This window comes from Vibrio sp. JZG10, from assembly GCF_054064075.1.
Map to the genome: position 1 here is coordinate 40,774 of NZ_JBSUGE010000017.1, position 19,917 is coordinate 60,690.

Below are 19,917 nucleotides of genomic sequence, written 5' to 3' on the forward strand. Positions count from 1 at the left end.
TGATTGATAACCAACAATTTTAGCGTTTTATTTTATCAAAATCGAAAAATAGAATAATAAGGTAAATAAATCAGGGTTGGCGCCAACTGATGTTGATTAAAAAATGATTAAATAATTTGACTGGTTGAATCATGAAAATCTCAAAACTACAGCTCATTTATCTGGCAGCATTATCGATGCTTGGCTTCGTTGCTACCGATATGTATCTGCCAGCATTCAAAGCGATGGAAATCGACTTTGCAACAGGCCCAGAGCAAATAGCGCTCTCTTTAACGGTATTCCTAGTTGGTATGGCGGTTGGCCAGCTAATGTGGGGATTGGCATCCGATAAATTTGGCCACCGCAATACACTCGCGGCCGGGTTAGTGCTGTTTACTATCGCGTCATTCGGTTTGGCTTTCTGTGACCAAGTATGGCAACTACTGACACTGCGCTTTATCCAAGCTATCGGTGTATGTGCACCAGCCGTGATCTGGCAAGCCATGGTCATTAAACGCTACTCAAGCAGCAGTCAGCAAATTTTCGCAACGATCATGCCGTTAGTCGCGCTATCACCAGCACTAGCACCTCAATTAGGGGTAGTGTTGGCAGATAACTTCGGCTGGCACAGTATCTTTATTACGCTGACACTAGTTGGTGTCTTCTTGGTCTTTGCGACAATGGCCCAAAAAGACGAGAAAGCAGAAATCAAACAAACCAGTATGTCTGCCGACATCAAAGCGCTGCTGAGTTCTAAAAAGTACCTTGGCAACGTGTTTATGTTTGCGACGGCTTCGGCTGCATTCTTTGCTTACCTAACTGGTATGCCAGAAATCATGGCGCAACTAGGCTATGAAGCAAAAGATATTGGTTTGAGCTTTATCCCACAAACTATCGCGTTTATGGCTGGTGGTTACTTGGGTAAAGTCGGCGTTCGTAAATTTGGTGATGAAAAAGTTCTACGTCAATTGATTGGACTATTTAGTGTCGCGGCAATAATGATATTCATTGCCTCACAATGGGAACTGTCTTCTATCTGGCCAATTCTAGCGCCTTTCTGTTTAATTGCGGTAGCCAATGGTGCGCTATACCCAATCGTAGTAAACCGCGCGTTGGCAAGTGCTAAACAAAGCCCTGCAACAGCTGCAGGCCTGCAAAACAGCTTACAAATTACTGTGAGCAGTCTATCAAGCGCATTAGTTGCTGCAATGGCAAGCCAAGCTCAAATGGTAACGGGCGTTGCAATCATCATCTGTATGGGTGGTCTTTGGATGGGTTACATCTTATCTAACCGTGAATTGTCTCAGCACTTCACGACTCCAGACAATGCTCGTGTAGTGAGTGAAGACGAACTTTAATTGTTCAGATAATAAAAAAGAGCCGCGTAATGCGGCTCTTTTTGTTTATAAGCTTTTCAACCCCCACTTCTTGGCAGTCAGCTTGAAAAAGCCTTGGGTCTTTTTCAGCTCAACCCAATGGTTGATGTAATTAATCCATACTTGATCGTCTTGCGGCAACAGCATCGCAATTGGTGTCGGTTTACGCGGAGCGGTCACTGGTACTATCGCCAGTTGTTTAAACTTGTCCACCAACGTCGCTGCTTCCACATTGGACGTCACCGATACATCGGCCCTGCGAGCTAGTAATTCTTGGAAGTCGCGCGCTGGCGCTTCAATCACAATGTGTTGAGCCAGCGGGAAAAACTCTTTCACCATTTTTTCTTGCACCGTTCCTAGTGTCGCCGCGACTTTCACATCAGGCGTATTAAAATCTGCCCAATCAGAGAATTTGGCGAGATCTTTCTTTTGCACAACAGGTACAAAGGCAAGGTAGAAATACGGTTGGCTGTATCCAGCGACTTTCGCGCGCGACATATTCAGGGACGCGCTGCCAGTAATATCGTATTTGTTGGCGGTAATGCCATTGACTAGTGTCTTCCAATCCGTGGCTACATACTCTACTTTTACACCGAGATCTTTAGCAAGCTCTGTCGTTACGTCGATATCAAAGCCACGATAACTGTTGGTTGCAGGGTCTTTCATCGTCATCGGATTCCAATCTCCCGTCGTTCCAACACGGAGTACACCACTGTCTAAAATGGATTGAAGACGGCTTTCAGCATGAGCAATTTGAGTTGCAGCAAGTAAACACATTCCTAGCGCTAGTAAAATCTTTTTCATTTTTATTCCCTTAAAAATAATGACCTTATGCGGTTTAATGATTAACCTTTATTAAAGCTCTATTGATAACATAGCAGCAACAATGGAAGTTTTTTAGTTAATTCAGGGAGTAAATGTGACCTTTCGAACTCTATGGCTGATTTCGCTGCTGTTGCTCACAGGTTGCTCAGATTATCAATGGGGCTGGTATGTGCTCGATCCCTCCACGGAGCAAGGACTCACCAATCTGAAGTTTTTAATCGCCGGATTTAGTGACACCATCCAAGTATCACTCCTCAGTATGTTATTTGCGATGACCTTAGGTTTAATCATCGCCCTACCGGCTCTGTCGAACTCTCCCTACTTGAAGTGGATCAACCGCATTTATGTCGAGGTAGTCCGTTCAGTGCCTGTTTTAGTCTTACTACTTTGGGTGTATTACGGCATGCCAACGCTGTTGGATGTCTCACTCAATCACTTTTGGGCGGGTGTTATTGCCCTGACCATTGCTGAGAGTGCGTTTATGGCGGAGGTGTTTCGCGGCGGAATCCAAGCCATCAGTCGTGGCCAGCATGAAGCGGCTGAATCTTTGGGCTTAAGCTATTGGCAAAAGATGCACTTGGTAATTCTTCCCCAAGCGTTTCGACAAATTCTCCCACCATTGGGAAATCAATTTGTGTATATCCTGAAGATGAGTTCTTTGGTTAGTGTGATTGGTTTGAGCGATCTCACTCGCCGTGCCAATGAGCTGGTGGTGAATGAGTACTTACCCCTAGAGATTTATACCTTCCTCGTTTTGGAGTACTTGTTGCTCATTCTATTCGTATCCCAAGCTGTTCGTTGGCTCGAAAAACGCATCGCCATTCCCAGTTACTAACGATGAAGCCTTTAGCTAGAAACAACAAAGCCGCTCTTGTTGAGCGGCTTTGACAATATAGCGACAGAGTGCAGGTACTGCTTATTTCTGTTTTACAGGGCGTTGCCAGCCATTAATTTTGCGCTCTTTGACGCGAGTAATCACTAACTCGCCTTCTTCAACATCTTTTGTCAGCGTCGTGCCTGCACCGATGGTTGCGCCATCAGCGATAGTGACGGGAGCCACCAGCTGGCTATCAGAACCAACAAATACATCATTACCGATGATGGTCTTAAACTTGTTCGCACCATCGTAGTTACAAGTAATCGTACCGGCACCGATGTTCGTACGTTGACCTATTTCAGCATCACCAAGGTAAGTTAGATGGTTCGCTTTTGAGCCTTCTCCGATACACGCATTTTTCACTTCTACGAAGTTACCCACATGGGAATCGTTACGCATCTCAGCACCAGGACGAAGGCGAGTAAATGGACCAACGGTACATTCTTCACCAACCGTTGCACCTTCAATTACACTGTAAGGGCGAACGATGGTGTTGTCGTCGATTTCGCAATCCTTCAGTACACAACCCGCACCGATAACCACGTTATCACCGAGTGATACTTTACCTTCGATGATAACATTCACGTCAATTTCACAGTCCATACCGCACTGCAACTCACCACGCAAATCAAAGCGTGCTGGGTCGCGTAGCATCACACCTTGCTCTAGTAGCTTCTGAGCTTGCATTGATTGGAAGGCACGCTCTAGACGAGCCAGTTGAGCACGGTCGTTGACCCCTTCCACTTCAATGGCGTTTACTGGGTGTACTGCCTCAACGGCGCGACCTTCATCGTGTGCGGCTGCAATAACGTCAGTTAAGTAGTACTCGCCTTGCGCGTTGTTATTGTTTAAGCCAGACAACCAACGCTTAAGATCCCCACCAGTCGCAACCATCACGCCAGTGTTGATCTCTTTAATTTGTTTTTGTTCTTCCGTTGCGTCTTTTTGCTCAACAATCGCAACAACAGGACCATTTTTACGAATAATACGACCATAACCTGTTGGGTTATCAAGCATCACTGTAAGCAGTGCAATACCACCCGTTGGTTGAGCATCCAACAAGTTCTCGATGGTTTCGGCTGAGATTAATGGCACATCACCATAAAGCACGAGGATTTTCTCATCGTCTTCAAAGCGAGGAGATGCTTGGTCAACTGCATGGCCAGTTCCCAACTGATCCGCTTGCAGCACCCAGTTTACTGGTTCTTCAGCAAGAGTAGTTTGCATTTGATCACCACCGTGACCAAATACTAAGTGAATATTTTGTGCACCAAGACCAGTACATGTATCAATCACATGTTTTGCCATTGGCTTCCCTGCCAAAGTGTGTAGCACTTTAGGCATGTTCGAATGCATACGGGTACCTTTACCCGCAGCAAGAATCACAGCACTGAATTTCATTGAGAACCTATTGACGTTTTATGTTAATTGGCCGTTATTTTAAACAGCTCTTTTAAAATAGTTAATGGAGTAAGGTAAATTTCCAACTAAAATTAATCAAAAAGGCGACCATTTGGCCGCCTTTTGTCATGCAACGTTGCTAATTGAGCTTAGCGACGCTTTTTTGTCAGCTCGATAACTCGTAGCTGAGCAATGGCTTTAGCCAGTTCACTGGCCGCTTGTGCGAAGTCCATGTCACCATGCTGATTCTGGATTTGCTCCTCAGCGCGGCGCTTGGCTTCTTCTGCCTTCGCTGCGTCTAGCTCTTCACCACGGATAGCGGTATCAGCCAGTACAGTCGCTGTACCAGGCTGAATCTCTACCATACCACCAGAAACATAAATGATTTCTTCGTGGCCGTGCTGTTTCACAATACGCACCATACCAGGCTTGATAGCGGTCAGCAGCGGTGTGTGACCATGGAAAATACCAAGTTCACCTTCGCTACCGGTCACCTGAAACGTTTCAACACGACCAGAGAAGATTTTCTTCTCAGCGCTTACTACGTCTAGGTGAAAGGTTATTGCTGCCATATCGCCTCCTAGTTAGCCTTATAGCTTCTTCGCATTCTCAATAGCATCGTCGATGCTACCGCAGTACATGAATGCCTGCTCAGGAATGTCGTCGTATTCACCAGCTAGTAGACCTTTAAAGCCACGTAGAGTCTCTTTTAGAGGTACGTAAATACCAGGGTCACCTGTAAATACTTCTGCTACGTGGTAAGGCTGAGTTAGGAAACGCTCAATCTTACGTGCACGAGATACAACTTGCTTATCTTCTTCAGATAGCTCGTCCATACCTAGGATAGCAATGATGTCTTTCAGCTCTTTGTAGCGCTGAAGTGTCTGCTGAACGCCACGAGCAACTTCGTAGTGATCTTGACCAACTACTAGTGGATCAAGCATACGAGATGTTGAATCTAGTGGGTCGATCGCAGGGTATAGACCCATTGCCGCGATGTTACGGTTAAGTACAACCGTTGCATCCAAGTGCGCGAACGTGGTTGCTGGAGACGGGTCAGTCAAGTCATCCGCAGGTACGTATACCGCCTGTACAGACGTGATAGAACCTGATTTCGTTGACGTGATACGCTCCTGAAGTACACCCATCTCTTCTGCAAGAGTTGGCTGGTAACCTACCGCAGAAGGCATACGACCTAGCAGTGCCGATACCTCTGTACCTGCCAGTGTGTAACGGTAGATGTTATCAATGAACAGTAGTACGTCACGACCTTCGTCACGGAAACGTTCTGCCATTGTTAGACCAGTCAGTGCAACACGTAGACGGTTACCTGGTGGCTCGTTCATCTGACCGTAAACCATCGCTACTTTCGATTCTTCAGGCTTCTCAACGTTTACAACGCCCGCTTCCTGCATCTCGTAGTAGAAATCGTTACCTTCACGAGTACGCTCACCAACACCCGCAAATACGGATAGACCTGAGTGCTGTAGTGCGATGTTGTTGATAAGTTCCATCATGTTAACGGTCTTACCTACACCTGCACCACCGAATAGACCGATTTTACCACCCTTAGCGAATGGACAAATTAGGTCGATTACTTTAACGCCCGTTTCTAGAAGTGCGATCTCGTTTGATTGTTCTTCGTAGCTTGGTGCGCTGCGGTGGATAGAGTAAACCTCTTCCGCGCCCACTTCACCACGCTCATCAATCGCGTCACCTAGGACGTTCATGATACGACCTAGAGTTTTAGTACCGACTGGTACTGAAATTGGAGCGCCAGTGTTAACCACTTCAACTCCACGACGTAAACCATCAGAGCTACCCATTACGATACAACGAACTACGCCACCGCCTAGCTGTTGTTGAACTTCAAGAACTAGACGCTCTTTTGAGTCCGTTACGTTTAGAGCGTCATATACACTAGGTACATTGCTCTGTGGGAACTCTACGTCGACTACCGCACCGATGATCTGTACGATCTTACCTGTAGCCATCGTTAATCCTCTAAACTATTTCGTTTTACCTAAGCTTAAACCGCAGCTGCACCACCAACGATTTCCGATAGTTCTTGTGTGATCGCAGCCTGACGGGCTTTGTTGTACACAAGTTCCAAATCGTCAATCAAGTTGGTTGCGTTATCCGTTGCAGCCTTCATCGCAATCATTCGAGCCGCTTGTTCACAAGCAAGGTTCTCAACCACACCTTGGTATACCTGAGACTCTACGTAACGCACTAGTAGCGTATCCAGTAGAGGTTTTGGCTCAGGCTCATAGATGTAGTCCCATGAGTGCTCACGCTGCATCTCTTCGCTGTCCGATTTAGGCAAAGGTAGCAATTGATCGATCGTTGGTTGCTGAACCATAGTATTCACAAACTTGTTGAATACTACGTATAGACGGTCCAGTTCACCTTCATCGTATTTCTTCAGCATTACGCCAACAGAACCGATTAGGTCTTCTAAGCTTGGGTTATCACCCAGGCCAGAAACCTGTGCCGCAACTTTTGCGCCACCATGTTTAAAGAAAGCTGTTGCTTTTGAGCCAACAACGGCAAGCTCAATCTCAGCACCTTTCTCTCTCCATGCTTGCATGTCTGTAACGGCTTTTTTGAACACGTTAATGTTCAAACCACCACACAGACCACGGTCTGTCGAAACGATGATGTAACCAACACGTTTAGCTTCACGCTCTTCTAGGTACGGATGACGGTACTCTAGGTTTGCGTTCGCCACATGACCGATCACTTTACGCATTGTTTCAGCGTATGGACGAGAAGCTTCCATTGCATCTTGAGAACGACGCATTTTTGAAGCTGCTACCATTTCCATCGCTTTCGTAATTTTCTGCGTGCTTTTAACACTACCGATTTTATTACGTATCTCTTTTGCGCCGGCCATCGTTACTCTCCGTTAGTTGGTGGCAGAAACTGCCACCGACCTAATTACCAAGTTTGGGTTGCTTTGAAGTCGTCAGTCAGTTTCTTCAACTGAGCTTCGATTTCATCGTTGTAAGCGCCAGACTTGTCGATCTCAGCTGCTAGTTCAGCGTATTGACCGCGAGCGTACGATAGTAGAGCCGCCTCGAAATCTAGAACTTTGTTAAGTTCTACATCATCAAGGTAACCGCGCTCTGCCGCGAAGATAGTTAAAGCTTGGTCAAATACAGACATTGGAGCGTACTGCTTCTGCTTCATTAGTTCTGTTACTTTTTGACCATGGTCTAGCTGTTTCTTCGTTGCTTCATCAAGGTCAGAAGAGAACTGAGCAAATGCAGCTAGTTCGCGGTATGCAGCTAGTGCTGTACGGATACCACCTGATAGTTTCTTGATGATTTTCGTCTGAGCTGAACCACCTACACGAGATACTGAGATACCTGGGTCAACAGCTGGACGAACACCGGCGTTGAATAGCTCAGTCTGTAGGAAGATCTGACCATCGGTAATCGAGATTACGTTAGTCGGTACGAATGCTGAAACGTCACCTGCTTGAGTTTCGATGATAGGAAGAGCAGTCAATGAACCAGTCTTACCTTTCACTTCACCGTTAGTGAAACGCTCTACGTACTCTTCGTTTACACGAGCTGCACGCTCTAGTAGACGCGAGTGTAAGTAGAATACGTCACCTGGGAATGCCTCACGGCCTGGTGGACGTTTAAGTAGTAGAGAGATCTGACGGTAAGCTACCGCTTGCTTAGATAGGTCATCGTAAACAATCAGTGCGTCTTCACCGCGATCGCGGAAGTATTCACCCATCGCACAACCTGCGTATGGCGCTAGGTATTGCAGCGCTGCAGATTCAGAAGCTGATGCAACTACAACGATAGTGTTTTGTAGTGCGCCGTGCTCTTCTAGTTTGCGAACTACGTTAGCGATAGTCGATGCTTTCTGACCAATTGCTACGTAGATAGAGAAAATACCAGAGTCTTTCTGGTTGATGATCGCATCGATCGCCAGTGCTGTTTTACCAATCTGACGGTCACCGATAATAAGCTCACGCTGACCACGACCGATTGGGATCATTGAGTCAACTGACTTATAACCAGTTTGCACAGGTTGGTCTACCGATTTACGGTCGATTACACCTGGTGCGATCACTTCTACAGGCGAAGTCATTTTCGCTTCGATTGGACCTTTACCATCGATAGGCTCACCCAGCGTGTTTACTACGCGGCCTAGTAGCTCTGGACCAACTGGCACTTCAAGAATGCGGCCAGTACCTGTAACTTTCATGCCTTCCTTAAGGTCAGCATATGGGCCCATTACAACCGCACCAACCGAGTCACGCTCAAGGTTAAGTGCCAGTGCATAACGGCCACCCGGTAATTCAATCATTTCACCTTGCATCACGTCCGCTAGGCCGTGGATGCGGATGATACCATCGCTTACCGATACGATAGTACCCTCGTTGCGAGCTTCACTAACAACTTCGAAAGATTCGATGCGTTGTTTGATTAGATCGCTAATTTCCGTGGAATTAAGTTGCATGCTCCAATCCCCATTAAGACTGCAATGCATCGCTCAGGCGGTTCAAACGACCACGCGCTGAGTCATCGATGACTAGGTCTCCGGCTCGAATAATAACCCCACCAAGTAGGGTCTCATCTACACTGCAATTCAGCTTCACTTTGCGTTCAAGACGCTTTTCAAGTTTGCTGCCAATGTTTGCAAGTTGCTCATCAGAAAGTTCTGTTGCTGAAATGACTTCAACATCGGTTTCTTTCTCATGCTCTTTCTTCAGAGTGTAAAACTCTGTGCAAACATCAGGAAGGGCCGCTAAACGACCATTCTCAGCCATCACCTTCAAAAGGTTTTGACCGTGCGTATCAACTTGTTCGCCGCAAACTGCAACAAAAATCTCTGCCATTTTATCAGCAGAAACCGAACCGGTTAGAAGTTCGTTCATTTGTTCGTTTTTGGCCACTTCAGCAGCAAAAGATAACATTTGGCCCCATTGGTCCAACTGGTCTTTCTCTAAAGCAAAGTCGAAGGCTGCTTTAGCATAGGGGCGTGCGATAGTAGTCAAATCAGACATATGCGCCCCCAGACTTAAAGTTTTGCAGTAATGTTGTCGAGAATATCTTTTTGCGCATCTTTATCGATAGAACGCTCAAGGATTTTCTCAGCACCAGCTACAGCCAGAGTAGCAACTTGTTTGCGCAGGTCATCGCGCGCACGATTGCGTTCAGCTTCAAGTTCTGCTTCTGCTTGCGCTAGGATTTTCTGGCGTTCTGCCTGAGCTTCCTCGCGAGCTTCATCAAGAATTTGAGACTTGCGCTTGTTCGCTTGTTCGATGATCTCAGTTGCTGTGCGCTTCGCTTCTTTCAATTGATCAGAAGCGTTGGCTTGTGCTAGATCCAAGTCTTTCGCAGCACGTTCTGCTGCTTGAAGGCCATCAGCAATTTTCTTCTGACGCTCTTCGATCGCTTTCATCAATGGTGGCCATACATACTTCATGCAGAACCACACAAATAGTGCAAACGAGATTGCTTGACCTAGCAGAGTTGCGTTTATGTTCACAACAGCTACCCCTCTATTTGGACTTAGTGTTAATCAGTGACAAGCGCTAATCGCTCGTCCCGAGTTAAAGGTGATTAACCTAGTTGACCAACGAATGGGTTTGCGAAAGTGAATAGTAGCGCGATTACGATACCGATCATTGGAACCGCATCAAGTAGACCCGCGATGATGAACATCTTAACTTGTAGCATAGGAGCCATTTCTGGTTGACGTGCAGCACCTTCTAGGAATTTACCACCTAGCAGTGCGAAACCAATCGCTGTACCAAGAGAAGCAAGACCGACGATAATACCTACGGCGATTGCAGAAAAGCTCAGTAAAGTTTCCATTACTATCTCCAATTTATAGTTGTTGGCTTAGTGCCCAAATAAAAAGCTTTAAAAAAAATTAATGATCAGGATCTTCGTGTGCCATTGACAGGTAAACAATTGTCAACATCATGAATACGAAGGCTTGAATCGTAATAACCAAGATATGGAAGATTGCCCACGGTAGTGAACCCATCCATTGTAAGTACCATGGTAGCATTGCCGCACAAAGAATGAATACAACCTCACCCGCGAACATGTTACCGAATAGACGCATACCAAGTGATAGAGGTTTCGCCAGTAGCGATACCACTTCAATCAGTAGGTTAAACGGAATCATAAGTGGGTGATTGAATGGATGTAGTGCAAGTTCTTTTGCGAATCCACCTAGACCTTTCACTTTGATGCTGTAGTAAATCATCAATGCAAAAACGCCTAGAGCCATAGCCATGGTGATATTCACATCAGCAGACGGTACAACCTTAAGGTAAGGGATACCTAGCCAATGTTCTGCTGGGTACGGTAAGAAGTCGATAGGAACTAAGTCCATCACGTTCATCAAAAATACCCAACAAAAGATAGTCAGTGCTAAAGGCGCGATCAGTGGGTTGCGTCCATGGAACGTGTCTTTGACGTTATCGGCGACAAATTCAACGATCATTTCTACAGCACACTGAAGCTTACCCGGTACACCCGCTGTTGTTCTCTTCGCTACTTTGTAAAAAATTCCGAGGAAGATTAAACCAGTAAACCAAGAAAAAAACAGGCTATCGATATGTACGTTCCAGAAACTTGTCTCCGACCCTACTAAACCCAACTTATACAGCGATAGGTTAGAAAGGTGGTGGGCAATGTAACCGGACGATGTTAGCGCTTCACCTGGCGCAGCCATAACTCATCCTATTTTTTGTTGTTAATGAATAGCACTGGTGCACAGATATTAATACCTAGTACCAGCAAATAGGTTAGTTTGAGGGGAACAAGTTCCACCTGCATATACATGTAGGCAACATAGAACAGTGCAACCGTGATGAGAATTTTCAGTACTTCACCCGTATAGAAGGAAGCCGCGATGCGCTTGGCAGCGCGAGCCCCACTAAACATGAAAGCACACAGCGCGAATACTGCATTGGCAACAACAAAAATGCCTCCGCCAATCAGCGCTGAAAATCCCCAGTCAGGATTTATGGCTACCGCCATTCCTGCTGCCACAAAAATAACCGCGCCAGACTGGATCATTAACAATTGCCTTGCGAGCTCTCGTCCTGGTCTAGCTAACGCAGCTACCATGTATTCGTACCTCTAGTAATATCCACTTCGCACTAAACTCTCTGTGCTGGGAAATTGGCGAAAATTATACGTTCAGTTCAACGTAAAGCAATTCGATTGCATCAAAAACTTACAGTTTTGTTTACAAAACGACAACTTTCGCACAAAATTCGATTAATTAGATTAATTGACCTAAATCAATTATCTCATCTAGGCCTCAAGCTTGGCAATTAGTTGGTCCAATTTGTGAGGCTCATCAATACTTATCGTCAATTTCGCTTTTCCGTTTGCAGAACGGGTCAGAGAAACTTTTGCATCAAGCAGCTGACTCAATTTATGCGACATTTGCTCAGCTTCGGTATCTTCTTGTTGCCCTTTTTGCTCATTTTGTGGGGCTAAGCACTTTTTTACTAACTGTTCGGTTTGGCGAACAGTCATTTGCTTTTTCGCGACTTGTTGAGCAACCTCAACCTGCTGTTCACCCTGCAAGGCCAATAGCGCTCGCGCATGACCCATTTCTAGCAATTTATCCGCAACCAAGCTTTTCACATCGGACTCAAGCTGGTTTAAACGTAACAAGTTACTGACCGTCGTTCTCGACTTACCAATCACTTCTGCGACTTGTTGATGCGTAAGCGTAAATTCGTCTTGTAAGCGCTCAAGCGCTTGTGCTTCTTCAATCACATTCAAGTCTTCACGTTGAATGTTCTCAATCAACGCCATGGCAATCGCCGCGCGATCTTCGACTTTCTTCACCAAACACGGCACACGTTTTAAACCAGCCTGCCTTGCCGCACGCCAGCGGCGCTCACCAGCGATGATCTCAAACTGGCCGCTTTCAACCTGGCGAACCACGATTGGCTGAATAATGCCTTGTGACTGAATAGAAGCCGCTAATTCTTCGAGCGCTTCAGGCGCCATATCTTTACGCGGTTGGTATACGCCCGGTTGCAATTGACCAATCGCTAAATCGGTTAACTCACCGTCTGCCGATAATTCTTGGCTATGCGATGCAATATGCTGTTTTTCACGAGCAAACGAACTGGTCGACAATAACGCATCCAGTCCTTTTCCGAGACCACGCTTAGACATGGGGTTGAATTCCTTAGGTTAGAGTTAAACTGGGATTTCTTCGCGGCGGAGCATTTCGCCCGCTAGAGCAAGATACGCTTTGGCCCCTGCAGAGTACTTATCGTAGTACATCGCTGGTTTACCGTGACTTGGCGCTTCGGCCAAACGCACATTACGCGGAATGACGGTACGGTAAACTTTATTGCCAAAGTGTTTTTTAAGTTGATCGGACACTTCATTCGATAGGCGATTGCGCGGGTCGTACATAGTACGCAGTAAACCTTCGATTTTGAGGTTTTCATTAACCACAGCCGCTAACTTGCTGATTGTGTCCATAAGAGCAGTTAAACCTTCTAACGCAAAGTATTCACATTGCATCGGCACCAGCACAGAATCAGCTGCTGCCATCGCATTGATTGTAAGAAGGTTTAGAGAAGGAGGACAATCAATAAAGATGAAATCATAGTTATCGCGAACTGACGACAATGCATTTTTTAAACGCACTTCGCGAGCGAACACTTCCATCAATTTGATCTCTGCCGCGGTTACGTCACCGTTCGCCGCGATCAAATCATACTTCCCTGTGGTTTGGGTACATACGACTTGATCGAACGGTGTATCTTCGACCAAAAGATCGTATGCGGTGGCATCGACCATATACTTATCCACGCCACTGGCCATCGTAGCATTGCCTTGCGGGTCGAGATCGATCACCAAAACCTTGCGCTTTGTTGCCGCCATCGAAGCCGCTAAGTTAATGCACGTTGTTGTTTTGCCGACCCCACCTTTCTGGTTGGCGATTGCTACAATTTTACCCACGATTACCTCGCTAATTTTCCTTGCGCGATAAGATTACTAGATGACGATCACCTTCCAACTCAGGAACAGCTAAAGATATGATCTCTGTCACACTGCACCATTCAGGAAGCTGATCCATTTCATCTTTAGGGTGCTGTCCTTTCAGCGCTAGAAACACCCCATGCTCTTGTTTCGGCAAATGGTGGCACCATTCCACCATGTCTGTCATTGAAGCAAAAGCTCGACTCAAAACGCCATCAAATTTTTCTTCAGGTTGGAATTCTTCGACGCGACTTTGAATTGGTGTCACGTTTTTCAGCCCTAATGTGTGCACGACTTGCTTGATAAAACGGATGCGTTTGCCAAGACTGTCGAGCAAGAAGAAGGTCTTCTCAGGGTTCATGATTGCCAAAGGTATGCCCGGTAAACCCGGACCAGTACCAACATCAATGAAGCGCTCACCGGGCAGGTGTGTGCTCACCACGATGCTATCAAGAATATGTTTCACTAACATATCAAGCGGATCGCGCACCGACGTTAAGTTGTACGCTTTGTTCCACTTGTCGAGCAGTTCGACGTAACCGACCAATTGCTCTCTTTGTTGCTCTGACACTTCTAAATCGGTTTTCGCGATCAGTGAATCCAGCTTTGTTCGCAATGCGCTCATTATTCTTCCTCACCTTTCTTCAGCAAACCATGCTTTTTCAAGTGAACAAGAAGAATAGAAATTGCAGCAGGCGTAATACCAGAAATGCGCGATGCAATACCGATGCTCTCTGGTTTGGCTTCACTCAGTTTAGCAACGACTTCGTTTGATAAACCTTTTACATCGCGGTAATCCAAATCTGCGGGTAGCTTGGTATTTTCGTGACGCAATGATTTTTCGATCTCTTCCTGCTGACGCTTGATGTAACCATCGTATTTTACTTGAATTTCAACTTGCTCAGCCGCTTGCTGATCTTCAAGTGCAGGAGCAAACGCTTCAAGTTGCGTCAGTTGCGAATAAGTGATCTCAGGACGACGCAGAAGATCCTCACCACTCGCTTCACGTGCCATTGGTGTTTTCAGCAGCTTGTTCAGCTCATCCACGCCTTCTGACTTCGGATTCATCCACGTTGATTTCAAACGTTGACGTTCCGTTTCCATGTTATTGAGTTTCTCGTTAAAGCGAGCCCAACGAACATCGTCAATCAAGCCTAACTCGCGTGCTTTTTCCGTTAAACGTAAATCGGCGTTATCTTCACGTAGCAACAAGCGATATTCCGCACGAGAAGTGAACATGCGGTACGGTTCTTTGGTACCCATGGTCGATAAATCATCAATCAATACGCCCATGTAAGCTTGGTCACGACGTGGGCTCCAGCCTTCTTTGTCTTGGCTGTACAAGCTTGCGTTTAGACCGGCCATCAAGCCTTGCGCTGCGGCTTCTTCGTAACCAGTCGTACCATTAATCTGACCAGCAAAGAACAGACCATGAATAAACTTGGTTTCGTACGTTTGCTTCAAATCACGTGGATCGAAGAAATCGTATTCAATCGCATAACCAGGACGAACGATATGCGCATTTTCAAAGCCTTTCATTGAGCGAACGATTTGTACTTGCACATCAAATGGCAAGCTAGTCGAGATACCGTTAGGGTATAGCTCGTGCGTCGTTAAACCTTCTGGCTCAATGAAGATTTGGTGGCTATTTTTATCCGCAAAACGCATCACTTTGTCTTCAATCGACGGGCAGTAACGCGGACCAATGCCTTCAATCACACCCGCGTACATCGGACTGCGATCCAAGTTGCTACGGATCACATCGTGCGTTTGCTCATTGGTGTGCGTAATAAAACATGGGATCTGACGCGGGTGTTGTTCGCGTTTACCCATGAATGAAAATACAGGGGTAGGGTTATCACCGTGCTGAGCTTCAAGCACTGAAAAATCAACGGTGCGAGCATCAATGCGCGGTGGGGTACCCGTTTTTAAACGATCCACACGGAATGGCAGTTCACGTAATCGATCCGCTAATGCGATCGACGGTGGATCTCCTGCACGTCCGCCTGAAGAGCTCTCCATGCCAATGTGGATCTTACCACCAAGAAACGTACCTACCGTTAGTACGACGGCTTTCGCATGGAAGCGAAGTCCCATTTGAGTCACCACGCCAACCGCGCGGTCTTGCTCAACAATCAGATCATCCACTGACTGCTGGAACAGCGTTAAGTTAGGTGCATTTTCTAATGCGTTACGGACGTACGCTTTGTACAGAGCACGATCCGCTTGAGCTCGAGTCGCTCGAACTGCAGGACCTTTGGAGGCATTTAGTGTACGGAATTGAATACCTGCATGGTCGATGGCTTCAGCCATCAAACCGCCCATAGCATCCACTTCTTTTACTAAGTGACCTTTACCAATACCACCAATCGCCGGGTTACAAGACATCTGGCCTAATGTATCGATGTTATGGGTAAGGAGAAGCGTTTTTTGTCCTGTGCGTGCAGATGCGAGCGCGGCTTCCGTTCCTGCGTGTCCGCCACCGACAACAATGACGTCAAAGTTTTCGTGATAAAGCATGAACTGACCTCAGGTATTCAAAGGGATTTAATGGACAGATAAAGGAGCCGTATTTTACCTGCTTTATGCCACAGAGAAAAACGTTTTCTCGTTTTATCCGTTTTAAGCTTCAAGATAAATATATATAAGATCTATATATATGATCTTTTATTAGATCTACTATTAGGATCGACCGTTTCTGTGGATAAGCTAAAAATGATCAACAAGATCATGGATCTTCTTTGGATCATATCTTGTGATCATGATTGGATCAGATCGAGGATTACCTGGGATCAAAAGTGGTAGTTATACACAGGGGGTAAAATTGATCAAAGTTGTTATTGGGATAACTAAAGGAAAATCACTGGATCTTATCGTAGTTATCCACAGCTCATTTGATTGGTTTTTGAGCAGTTAAACAAAATAATTTGACGGGAGTTATTCACATTGGGGAAAACAGAGCCGAATTTCGACTCTGTTGAAGGGAAAGCGGAGAGCTTAAAAGCGTTCGATATTCTCTTTTAACCATGCCTCAGCGGCGTCTTCGGGTACTGCATGGCTCAGTACATCAATCTTAAGACAATCAGCGAGCGGTGTGGCACCAATGTCCTCTAGTAAATCATAAGCGTGTTGACCAGCGGCGCAGAACGTATCATAGCTTGAATCACCAATCGCAATCACTGCGAACTTTACGTCGGTCATTTTCGGCGGGGTATTTTGTAATGCCGCGATAAAAGGTTGAATATTATCAGGGTACTCACCAGCCCCATGGGTTGAGGTGATCACCAACCACGTTCCTTGATTTTCGATCTCATCAAGAGATGGCTGATTGTGGATCGTTGTTTCAAATCCATTCTCGTTGAGTAGATCACTCAGGTGATCCCCTACGTATTCTGCGCCACCTAGCGTGCTGCCTGTAATAATGTGGATCATACTTCTTCCTTATTGAATGCGACGGCTAAAGCTCATGGATGGCTTGCCGTACAAAAAGAAACGCGGTGTGAGTTAAGCTCAGCACCGCGCGTTCGATTATTTACTTCCCGATACAGAAAGTGAAGTTTCCCATAATAGCTGGCCTCGCGCGACGTCTTGGGGACCGATTGGGGACCAAATTGCAATTTATGGTCAAATACTTACTTCCCAAGATGACTTCCATCATAGATCAGGATGGGAAAAGTGGGAATGGTGGGAAACGTGTTTCCACCTTGCTTTCACTTAGTTGATTATTAGCTTTTTTCTGGATGGATAAACAGATGTGCTTTACCGCGTTCCAGTAAATATGGTGCTTTCACAGTAGTGTCTTCGGTCTGAATGTGTCCAGATGAAATGTATAGGTACACCCATTGAGGTAACTGACTGCTGATAGAAGCATACATCTGGTCCGTCGGAACATTGCTATCACGCCCAGGGGTTATTCGGAAACGATGGTAATACACTTTATGATTAGATTCGAAAGCATAAGTTTTTTGTGCTGAGCTAGTGAATGAAGGTGCTATTGTTTCGCGAGGCTCAAAAATTTCAGTGGCGATATAACAGAGATCTTGGTTGGTCATGCCTTGTTGATACTCTGGGCAGCCGAAATCGGTGCTGTGAAAGTAAAATTCAACTTTTCTATCCGAGTTGCCGTTAGTGGCCTCATAAGCTAATCCCATTTCTTTCAAGGTGCTTTCCATGGCATCTTTCATCTTCTTGACTAGCTTAGCCTGTGCTTCTTTAGCTGAATTGGCTTCATTTTGTGGCATCCAGGCAATGATGCTATTACGTGAAGCGGTTCCAGGTTGCTCTAATACTGAAGTTAATAAACCCAATCCCAGTCCGGAACTTAAATCCATATTGGCTCCGAGCGACGAGGTGAAGAGCTGGGTGTTGATGGCAGTGCTGGTAGTTAACTTCAGAGATTCATATTCCTCTCGTGGAATAATGTTATCTTTTACCTCGTACAAGCCGCCAGCTTGAGCGATATTGAAAGCTTTACTGTGCCCTTCATCATAAACGCTTGGGTTTGATGTTGTTGCACATCCAACAAGTACTATGCACGCTGACATTAATGTTGTTGATAGCAGATTTTCGTTCATTTAGTCATCATCCTTTAGTATTTGATATCTTAATCCTGCAAATGGCCTTGATAGGCTAGGTTCTTTCTTTTTGTTGGGTCTATTTTTTACAGGCCTAATCATTGGCATATCATTTTCCATACAAGTACTTATCACGATGGATGCGATATAAGAAATCCAGCTAATCGAGGCAAGCTTCCAGTCAACATAAACAAATCCGAACCAAACTATCAGTGAGAGAGGACGAAAGCTGTGAATAAGTAGAAGATAACGTTTGAGCCAATAAACAATGGGAAAGGTGATCATAACTTGTTGCCAAAATGGAGCGATGATCATTAACCCAACAAGGATCATCAGCATACCCGGTAGACATTTTAAGAAGTGAAGGATCTTTCTCATCTTAATCGTCACTCCAACCATAAGCATTACCTGCGATATCAAAGTGCCTGTTCTTCATCAACAAACCAGTGCTTGGGTTGATGTGTCGAGGCGCTCGCTTGGTACAAGACGAGTTATTGAGCGAAATGTTCTGTTGGTGCAAATGCCAGACATGAATGAAGAAATAGGTGAGGGCGGCGGCACTAGCTAATAGCCAGTTTATATAAAAGAGTACAAACCAAAATAACAACGCGATGTACTTATTTTTGTAGATAACATCCAGAGACTTATGTAGCCAAATAACGCTTGGGAAGACCATCAACATCACACCCCAGCTTTGATATACAGTCACTAACGCACCAAGACAAAAAACGCAAAATAGTGCGAACTTTTTTAGTGTTTTCATCTTAGTCTCCATCTTGCGCTTAGTTTTCCTAAGTATACAGGTATAATTAAAACTTAGAAAATCTAAGCATCTTAGGTTGATGATGATTCTCACTTGTCTAAAACAAATCCATTTCCACAGCGCCTTAAACAGGCAAGAAATCGCGTTGGTATCAGCCAGAGGGAGCTTGGTATCCGTTTGGGTATGGACCCAAGTTCAGCGAGTGGCCGTATGAATCATTATGAAAAAGGGCGTCATATGCCCGATATCGGTACGCTACAAAAGCTTGCTCAGGAGCTTGGTGTACCTGTTGCATTTTTCTTCTCTGACTCTGATAGTTCAGCTGAGCTGGCTTGCCTAATAGAACAGCTTAATGAAAAGGAAAAACAAGCTCTCATCACTCAGCTCAAGCAAGAGTTGGATAAGTCAGATAACGCTTAGTTCTACTTCTCCCGCCCTGCGTACCAGAAGACGCCACCTACAGCCGCTACCGTCAATAGTAAGCCGCACAACCATATCCAAAGTTCCATAACATCTCCTCGATAATTTTTTTAATGTTTAGCTTAGCCTTCCTAAGCTCTTAAATCCGTAAATGAGTGGCTGAGTTTTGAAAAAACGGTTACCAGTAGCAAGTGCTTTTTCAGATTTAATTAACTGAAAATAAAGGTTTCCTTTATGATTGCTCCATACTTGCGAGTCGTCTTCCCCATAATGGATCAGCTTCTGAAAGCCCGCTTTGGGAGCAATCGGGATTTACTTTAAATTGTTCTTTCGTGACAGATTAAAAACATTTGAAAAAGCCACTTTCTTAGACTTGCGTTTATGGTTTTCCATGAGATGTTATCCAAAGCCCCGTGGCTATCACTGGTCAAACGCATCCAGAACCCAGAGCTTCGCATTTACCCTCTTGCGGAACGAGAGCGTCGTCGCAAAGCCCAAAAGTACGGCACCGCTGACAATATAGAGGAATGGGGCCATCCGATCAGTGAGTTCTACTTCCTAGTACTAAATGATCAGGGCATTAGAACACTTGTCACCACCTACGAACGCTAGATCAGAAACGGAAAAAGCCGGGAAACCCGGCTTTTTTCACGATCAACGAACAGCTTCATCGACACTTAAAACTTTCTCCCAAGATTCA

The 19,917-nt window shown here is 45.5% G+C and carries 22 protein-coding genes; 4 read left to right on the forward strand and 18 right to left on the reverse strand.

Features of this window, described 5'->3' with window-relative positions:
• The first annotated feature begins 131 nt into the window (after window positions 1-131).
• The gene (punC, locus tag ACWYVB_RS18255) at window positions 132-1,337 is read left to right on the forward strand and encodes a purine nucleoside transporter PunC (protein ID WP_031780373.1); all 1,206 of its coding nucleotides are present in this window, start codon (window positions 132-134) and stop codon (window positions 1,335-1,337) included.
• A gap of 45 nt (window positions 1,338-1,382) precedes the next feature.
• Here punC and ACWYVB_RS18260 read toward each other — a convergent pair whose 3' ends face one another.
• Window positions 1,383-2,159, reverse strand: a complete 777-nt coding sequence (locus tag ACWYVB_RS18260; RefSeq protein ID WP_005394073.1) for a transporter substrate-binding domain-containing protein — start codon at window positions 2,157-2,159, stop codon at window positions 1,383-1,385.
• A gap of 115 nt (window positions 2,160-2,274) precedes the next feature.
• Here ACWYVB_RS18260 and ACWYVB_RS18265 point away from each other — a divergent pair, with 115 nt between their 5' ends.
• Window positions 2,275-3,015: an amino acid ABC transporter permease gene (locus tag ACWYVB_RS18265; RefSeq protein WP_006742913.1), complete on the forward strand. Its 741-nt coding sequence runs from the start codon at window positions 2,275-2,277 to the stop codon at window positions 3,013-3,015.
• Between the two features lie 81 nt (window positions 3,016-3,096).
• Here the strand turns inward: ACWYVB_RS18265 and glmU are convergent, their stop codons facing one another.
• The 17 genes from glmU to ACWYVB_RS18350 all read right to left on the reverse strand — a co-directional run bounded on the left by glmU (window position 3,097) and on the right by ACWYVB_RS18350 (window position 18,797).
• Window positions 3,097-4,458, reverse strand: coding sequence for a bifunctional UDP-N-acetylglucosamine diphosphorylase/glucosamine-1-phosphate N-acetyltransferase GlmU (gene glmU, locus ACWYVB_RS18270; RefSeq protein ID WP_262652277.1), 1,362 nt, complete (start codon window positions 4,456-4,458; stop codon window positions 3,097-3,099).
• A 149-nt stretch (window positions 4,459-4,607) separates the two neighbouring features.
• Window positions 4,608-5,030, reverse strand: a complete 423-nt coding sequence (locus tag ACWYVB_RS18275) for a F0F1 ATP synthase subunit epsilon (protein WP_005378937.1) — start codon at window positions 5,028-5,030, stop codon at window positions 4,608-4,610.
• 18 nt (window positions 5,031-5,048) lie between these two features.
• Window positions 5,049-6,452, reverse strand: a complete 1,404-nt coding sequence (gene atpD / locus ACWYVB_RS18280; protein ID WP_005383849.1) for a F0F1 ATP synthase subunit beta — start codon at window positions 6,450-6,452, stop codon at window positions 5,049-5,051.
• Between the two features lie 35 nt (window positions 6,453-6,487).
• On the reverse strand, window positions 6,488-7,354 hold the full coding sequence (atpG, locus tag ACWYVB_RS18285; protein WP_005394082.1) for a F0F1 ATP synthase subunit gamma: 867 nt from the start codon (window positions 7,352-7,354) through the stop codon (window positions 6,488-6,490).
• Window positions 7,355-7,398: 44 nt separating this feature from the next.
• On the reverse strand, window positions 7,399-8,940 hold the full coding sequence (gene atpA / locus ACWYVB_RS18290) for a F0F1 ATP synthase subunit alpha (protein WP_005394084.1): 1,542 nt from the start codon (window positions 8,938-8,940) through the stop codon (window positions 7,399-7,401).
• Between the two features lie 13 nt (window positions 8,941-8,953).
• A complete protein-coding gene (atpH, locus tag ACWYVB_RS18295; protein ID WP_457529655.1) occupies window positions 8,954-9,487 on the reverse strand; it encodes a F0F1 ATP synthase subunit delta in 534 nt (177 codons plus the stop codon).
• Between the two features lie 14 nt (window positions 9,488-9,501).
• Window positions 9,502-9,972 (reverse strand): F0F1 ATP synthase subunit B, encoded by a 471-nt coding sequence (atpF, locus tag ACWYVB_RS18300; RefSeq protein ID WP_031780375.1) that lies wholly within the window; start codon window positions 9,970-9,972, stop codon window positions 9,502-9,504.
• A 74-nt stretch (window positions 9,973-10,046) separates the two neighbouring features.
• The gene (atpE, locus tag ACWYVB_RS18305; RefSeq protein ID WP_002540812.1) at window positions 10,047-10,301 is read right to left on the reverse strand and encodes a F0F1 ATP synthase subunit C; all 255 of its coding nucleotides are present in this window, start codon (window positions 10,299-10,301) and stop codon (window positions 10,047-10,049) included.
• A 58-nt stretch (window positions 10,302-10,359) separates the two neighbouring features.
• Complete coding sequence (gene atpB / locus ACWYVB_RS18310; protein WP_005378922.1) at window positions 10,360-11,172, reverse strand: F0F1 ATP synthase subunit A; 813 nt, start codon at window positions 11,170-11,172, stop codon at window positions 10,360-10,362.
• Window positions 11,173-11,180: 8 nt separating this feature from the next.
• The gene (locus ACWYVB_RS18315) at window positions 11,181-11,570 is read right to left on the reverse strand and encodes a F0F1 ATP synthase subunit I (RefSeq protein ID WP_005378921.1); all 390 of its coding nucleotides are present in this window, start codon (window positions 11,568-11,570) and stop codon (window positions 11,181-11,183) included.
• A 189-nt stretch (window positions 11,571-11,759) separates the two neighbouring features.
• A complete protein-coding gene (locus ACWYVB_RS18320; RefSeq protein WP_164667034.1) occupies window positions 11,760-12,641 on the reverse strand; it encodes a ParB/RepB/Spo0J family partition protein in 882 nt (293 codons plus the stop codon).
• A 24-nt stretch (window positions 12,642-12,665) separates the two neighbouring features.
• Entirely contained in the window at window positions 12,666-13,439 is a 774-nt protein-coding gene (locus ACWYVB_RS18325; RefSeq protein WP_005383838.1) for a ParA family protein, read from the reverse strand.
• A 10-nt stretch (window positions 13,440-13,449) separates the two neighbouring features.
• A complete protein-coding gene (gene rsmG, locus ACWYVB_RS18330) occupies window positions 13,450-14,085 on the reverse strand; it encodes a 16S rRNA (guanine(527)-N(7))-methyltransferase RsmG (RefSeq protein ID WP_005394093.1) in 636 nt (211 codons plus the stop codon).
• Entirely contained in the window at window positions 14,085-15,980 is a 1,896-nt protein-coding gene (gene mnmG / locus ACWYVB_RS18335; protein WP_047010278.1) for a tRNA uridine-5-carboxymethylaminomethyl(34) synthesis enzyme MnmG, read from the reverse strand. Before mnmG ends, rsmG begins: the two co-directional genes overlap by 1 nt.
• A gap of 477 nt (window positions 15,981-16,457) precedes the next feature.
• A complete protein-coding gene (gene mioC / locus ACWYVB_RS18340) occupies window positions 16,458-16,892 on the reverse strand; it encodes an FMN-binding protein MioC (RefSeq protein ID WP_005394096.1) in 435 nt (144 codons plus the stop codon).
• A gap of 293 nt (window positions 16,893-17,185) precedes the next feature.
• Window positions 17,186-18,034 (reverse strand): hypothetical protein, encoded by an 849-nt coding sequence (locus tag ACWYVB_RS18345; RefSeq protein WP_457529660.1) that lies wholly within the window; start codon window positions 18,032-18,034, stop codon window positions 17,186-17,188.
• 379 nt (window positions 18,035-18,413) lie between these two features.
• Window positions 18,414-18,797, reverse strand: a complete 384-nt coding sequence (locus tag ACWYVB_RS18350; protein WP_457529662.1) for a hypothetical protein — start codon at window positions 18,795-18,797, stop codon at window positions 18,414-18,416.
• 93 nt (window positions 18,798-18,890) lie between these two features.
• Between ACWYVB_RS18350 and ACWYVB_RS18355 the strand changes: the two genes are divergently transcribed.
• Together ACWYVB_RS18355 and ACWYVB_RS18360 are read left to right on the forward strand one after the other, a co-directional pair.
• Window positions 18,891-19,217, forward strand: a complete 327-nt coding sequence (locus ACWYVB_RS18355; protein ID WP_000047752.1) for a helix-turn-helix domain-containing protein — start codon at window positions 18,891-18,893, stop codon at window positions 19,215-19,217.
• Between the two features lie 396 nt (window positions 19,218-19,613).
• Window positions 19,614-19,829: a hypothetical protein gene (locus ACWYVB_RS18360; protein WP_457529663.1), complete on the forward strand. Its 216-nt coding sequence runs from the start codon at window positions 19,614-19,616 to the stop codon at window positions 19,827-19,829.
• The last annotated feature ends 88 nt before the right edge of the window (window positions 19,830-19,917 follow it).

Coding starts and splice junctions, on each gene's coding strand:
- punC (WP_031780373.1), top strand. CDS start 132: ATGAAAATCTCAAAACTACAGCTCATTTATCTGGCAGCATTATCGATG.
- ACWYVB_RS18260 (WP_005394073.1), bottom strand. CDS start 2,159: ATGAAAAAGATTTTACTAGCGCTAGGAATGTGTTTACTTGCTGCAACT.
- glmU (WP_262652277.1), bottom strand. CDS start 4,458: ATGAAATTCAGTGCTGTGATTCTTGCTGCGGGTAAAGGTACCCGTATG.
- ACWYVB_RS18275 (WP_005378937.1), bottom strand. CDS start 5,030: ATGGCAGCAATAACCTTTCACCTAGACGTAGTAAGCGCTGAGAAGAAA.
- atpD (WP_005383849.1), bottom strand. CDS start 6,452: ATGGCTACAGGTAAGATCGTACAGATCATCGGTGCGGTAGTCGACGTA.
- atpG (WP_005394082.1), bottom strand. CDS start 7,354: ATGGCCGGCGCAAAAGAGATACGTAATAAAATCGGTAGTGTTAAAAGC.
- atpA (WP_005394084.1), bottom strand. CDS start 8,940: ATGCAACTTAATTCCACGGAAATTAGCGATCTAATCAAACAACGCATC.
- atpH (WP_457529655.1), bottom strand. CDS start 9,487: ATGTCTGATTTGACTACTATCGCACGCCCCTATGCTAAAGCAGCCTTC.
- atpE (WP_002540812.1), bottom strand. CDS start 10,301: ATGGAAACTTTACTGAGCTTTTCTGCAATCGCCGTAGGTATTATCGTC.
- atpB (WP_005378922.1), bottom strand. CDS start 11,172: ATGGCTGCGCCAGGTGAAGCGCTAACATCGTCCGGTTACATTGCCCAC.
- ACWYVB_RS18315 (WP_005378921.1), bottom strand. CDS start 11,570: ATGGTAGCTGCGTTAGCTAGACCAGGACGAGAGCTCGCAAGGCAATTG.
- ACWYVB_RS18320 (WP_164667034.1), bottom strand. CDS start 12,641: ATGTCTAAGCGTGGTCTCGGAAAAGGACTGGATGCGTTATTGTCGACC.
- rsmG (WP_005394093.1), bottom strand. CDS start 14,085: ATGAGCGCATTGCGAACAAAGCTGGATTCACTGATCGCGAAAACCGAT.
- mnmG (WP_047010278.1), bottom strand. CDS start 15,980: ATGCTTTATCACGAAAACTTTGACGTCATTGTTGTCGGTGGCGGACAC.
- mioC (WP_005394096.1), bottom strand. CDS start 16,892: ATGATCCACATTATTACAGGCAGCACGCTAGGTGGCGCAGAATACGTA.
- ACWYVB_RS18345 (WP_457529660.1), bottom strand. CDS start 18,034: ATGAACGAAAATCTGCTATCAACAACATTAATGTCAGCGTGCATAGTA.
- ACWYVB_RS18350 (WP_457529662.1), bottom strand. CDS start 18,797: ATGAAAACACTAAAAAAGTTCGCACTATTTTGCGTTTTTTGTCTTGGT.
- ACWYVB_RS18360 (WP_457529663.1), top strand. CDS start 19,614: ATGTTATCCAAAGCCCCGTGGCTATCACTGGTCAAACGCATCCAGAAC.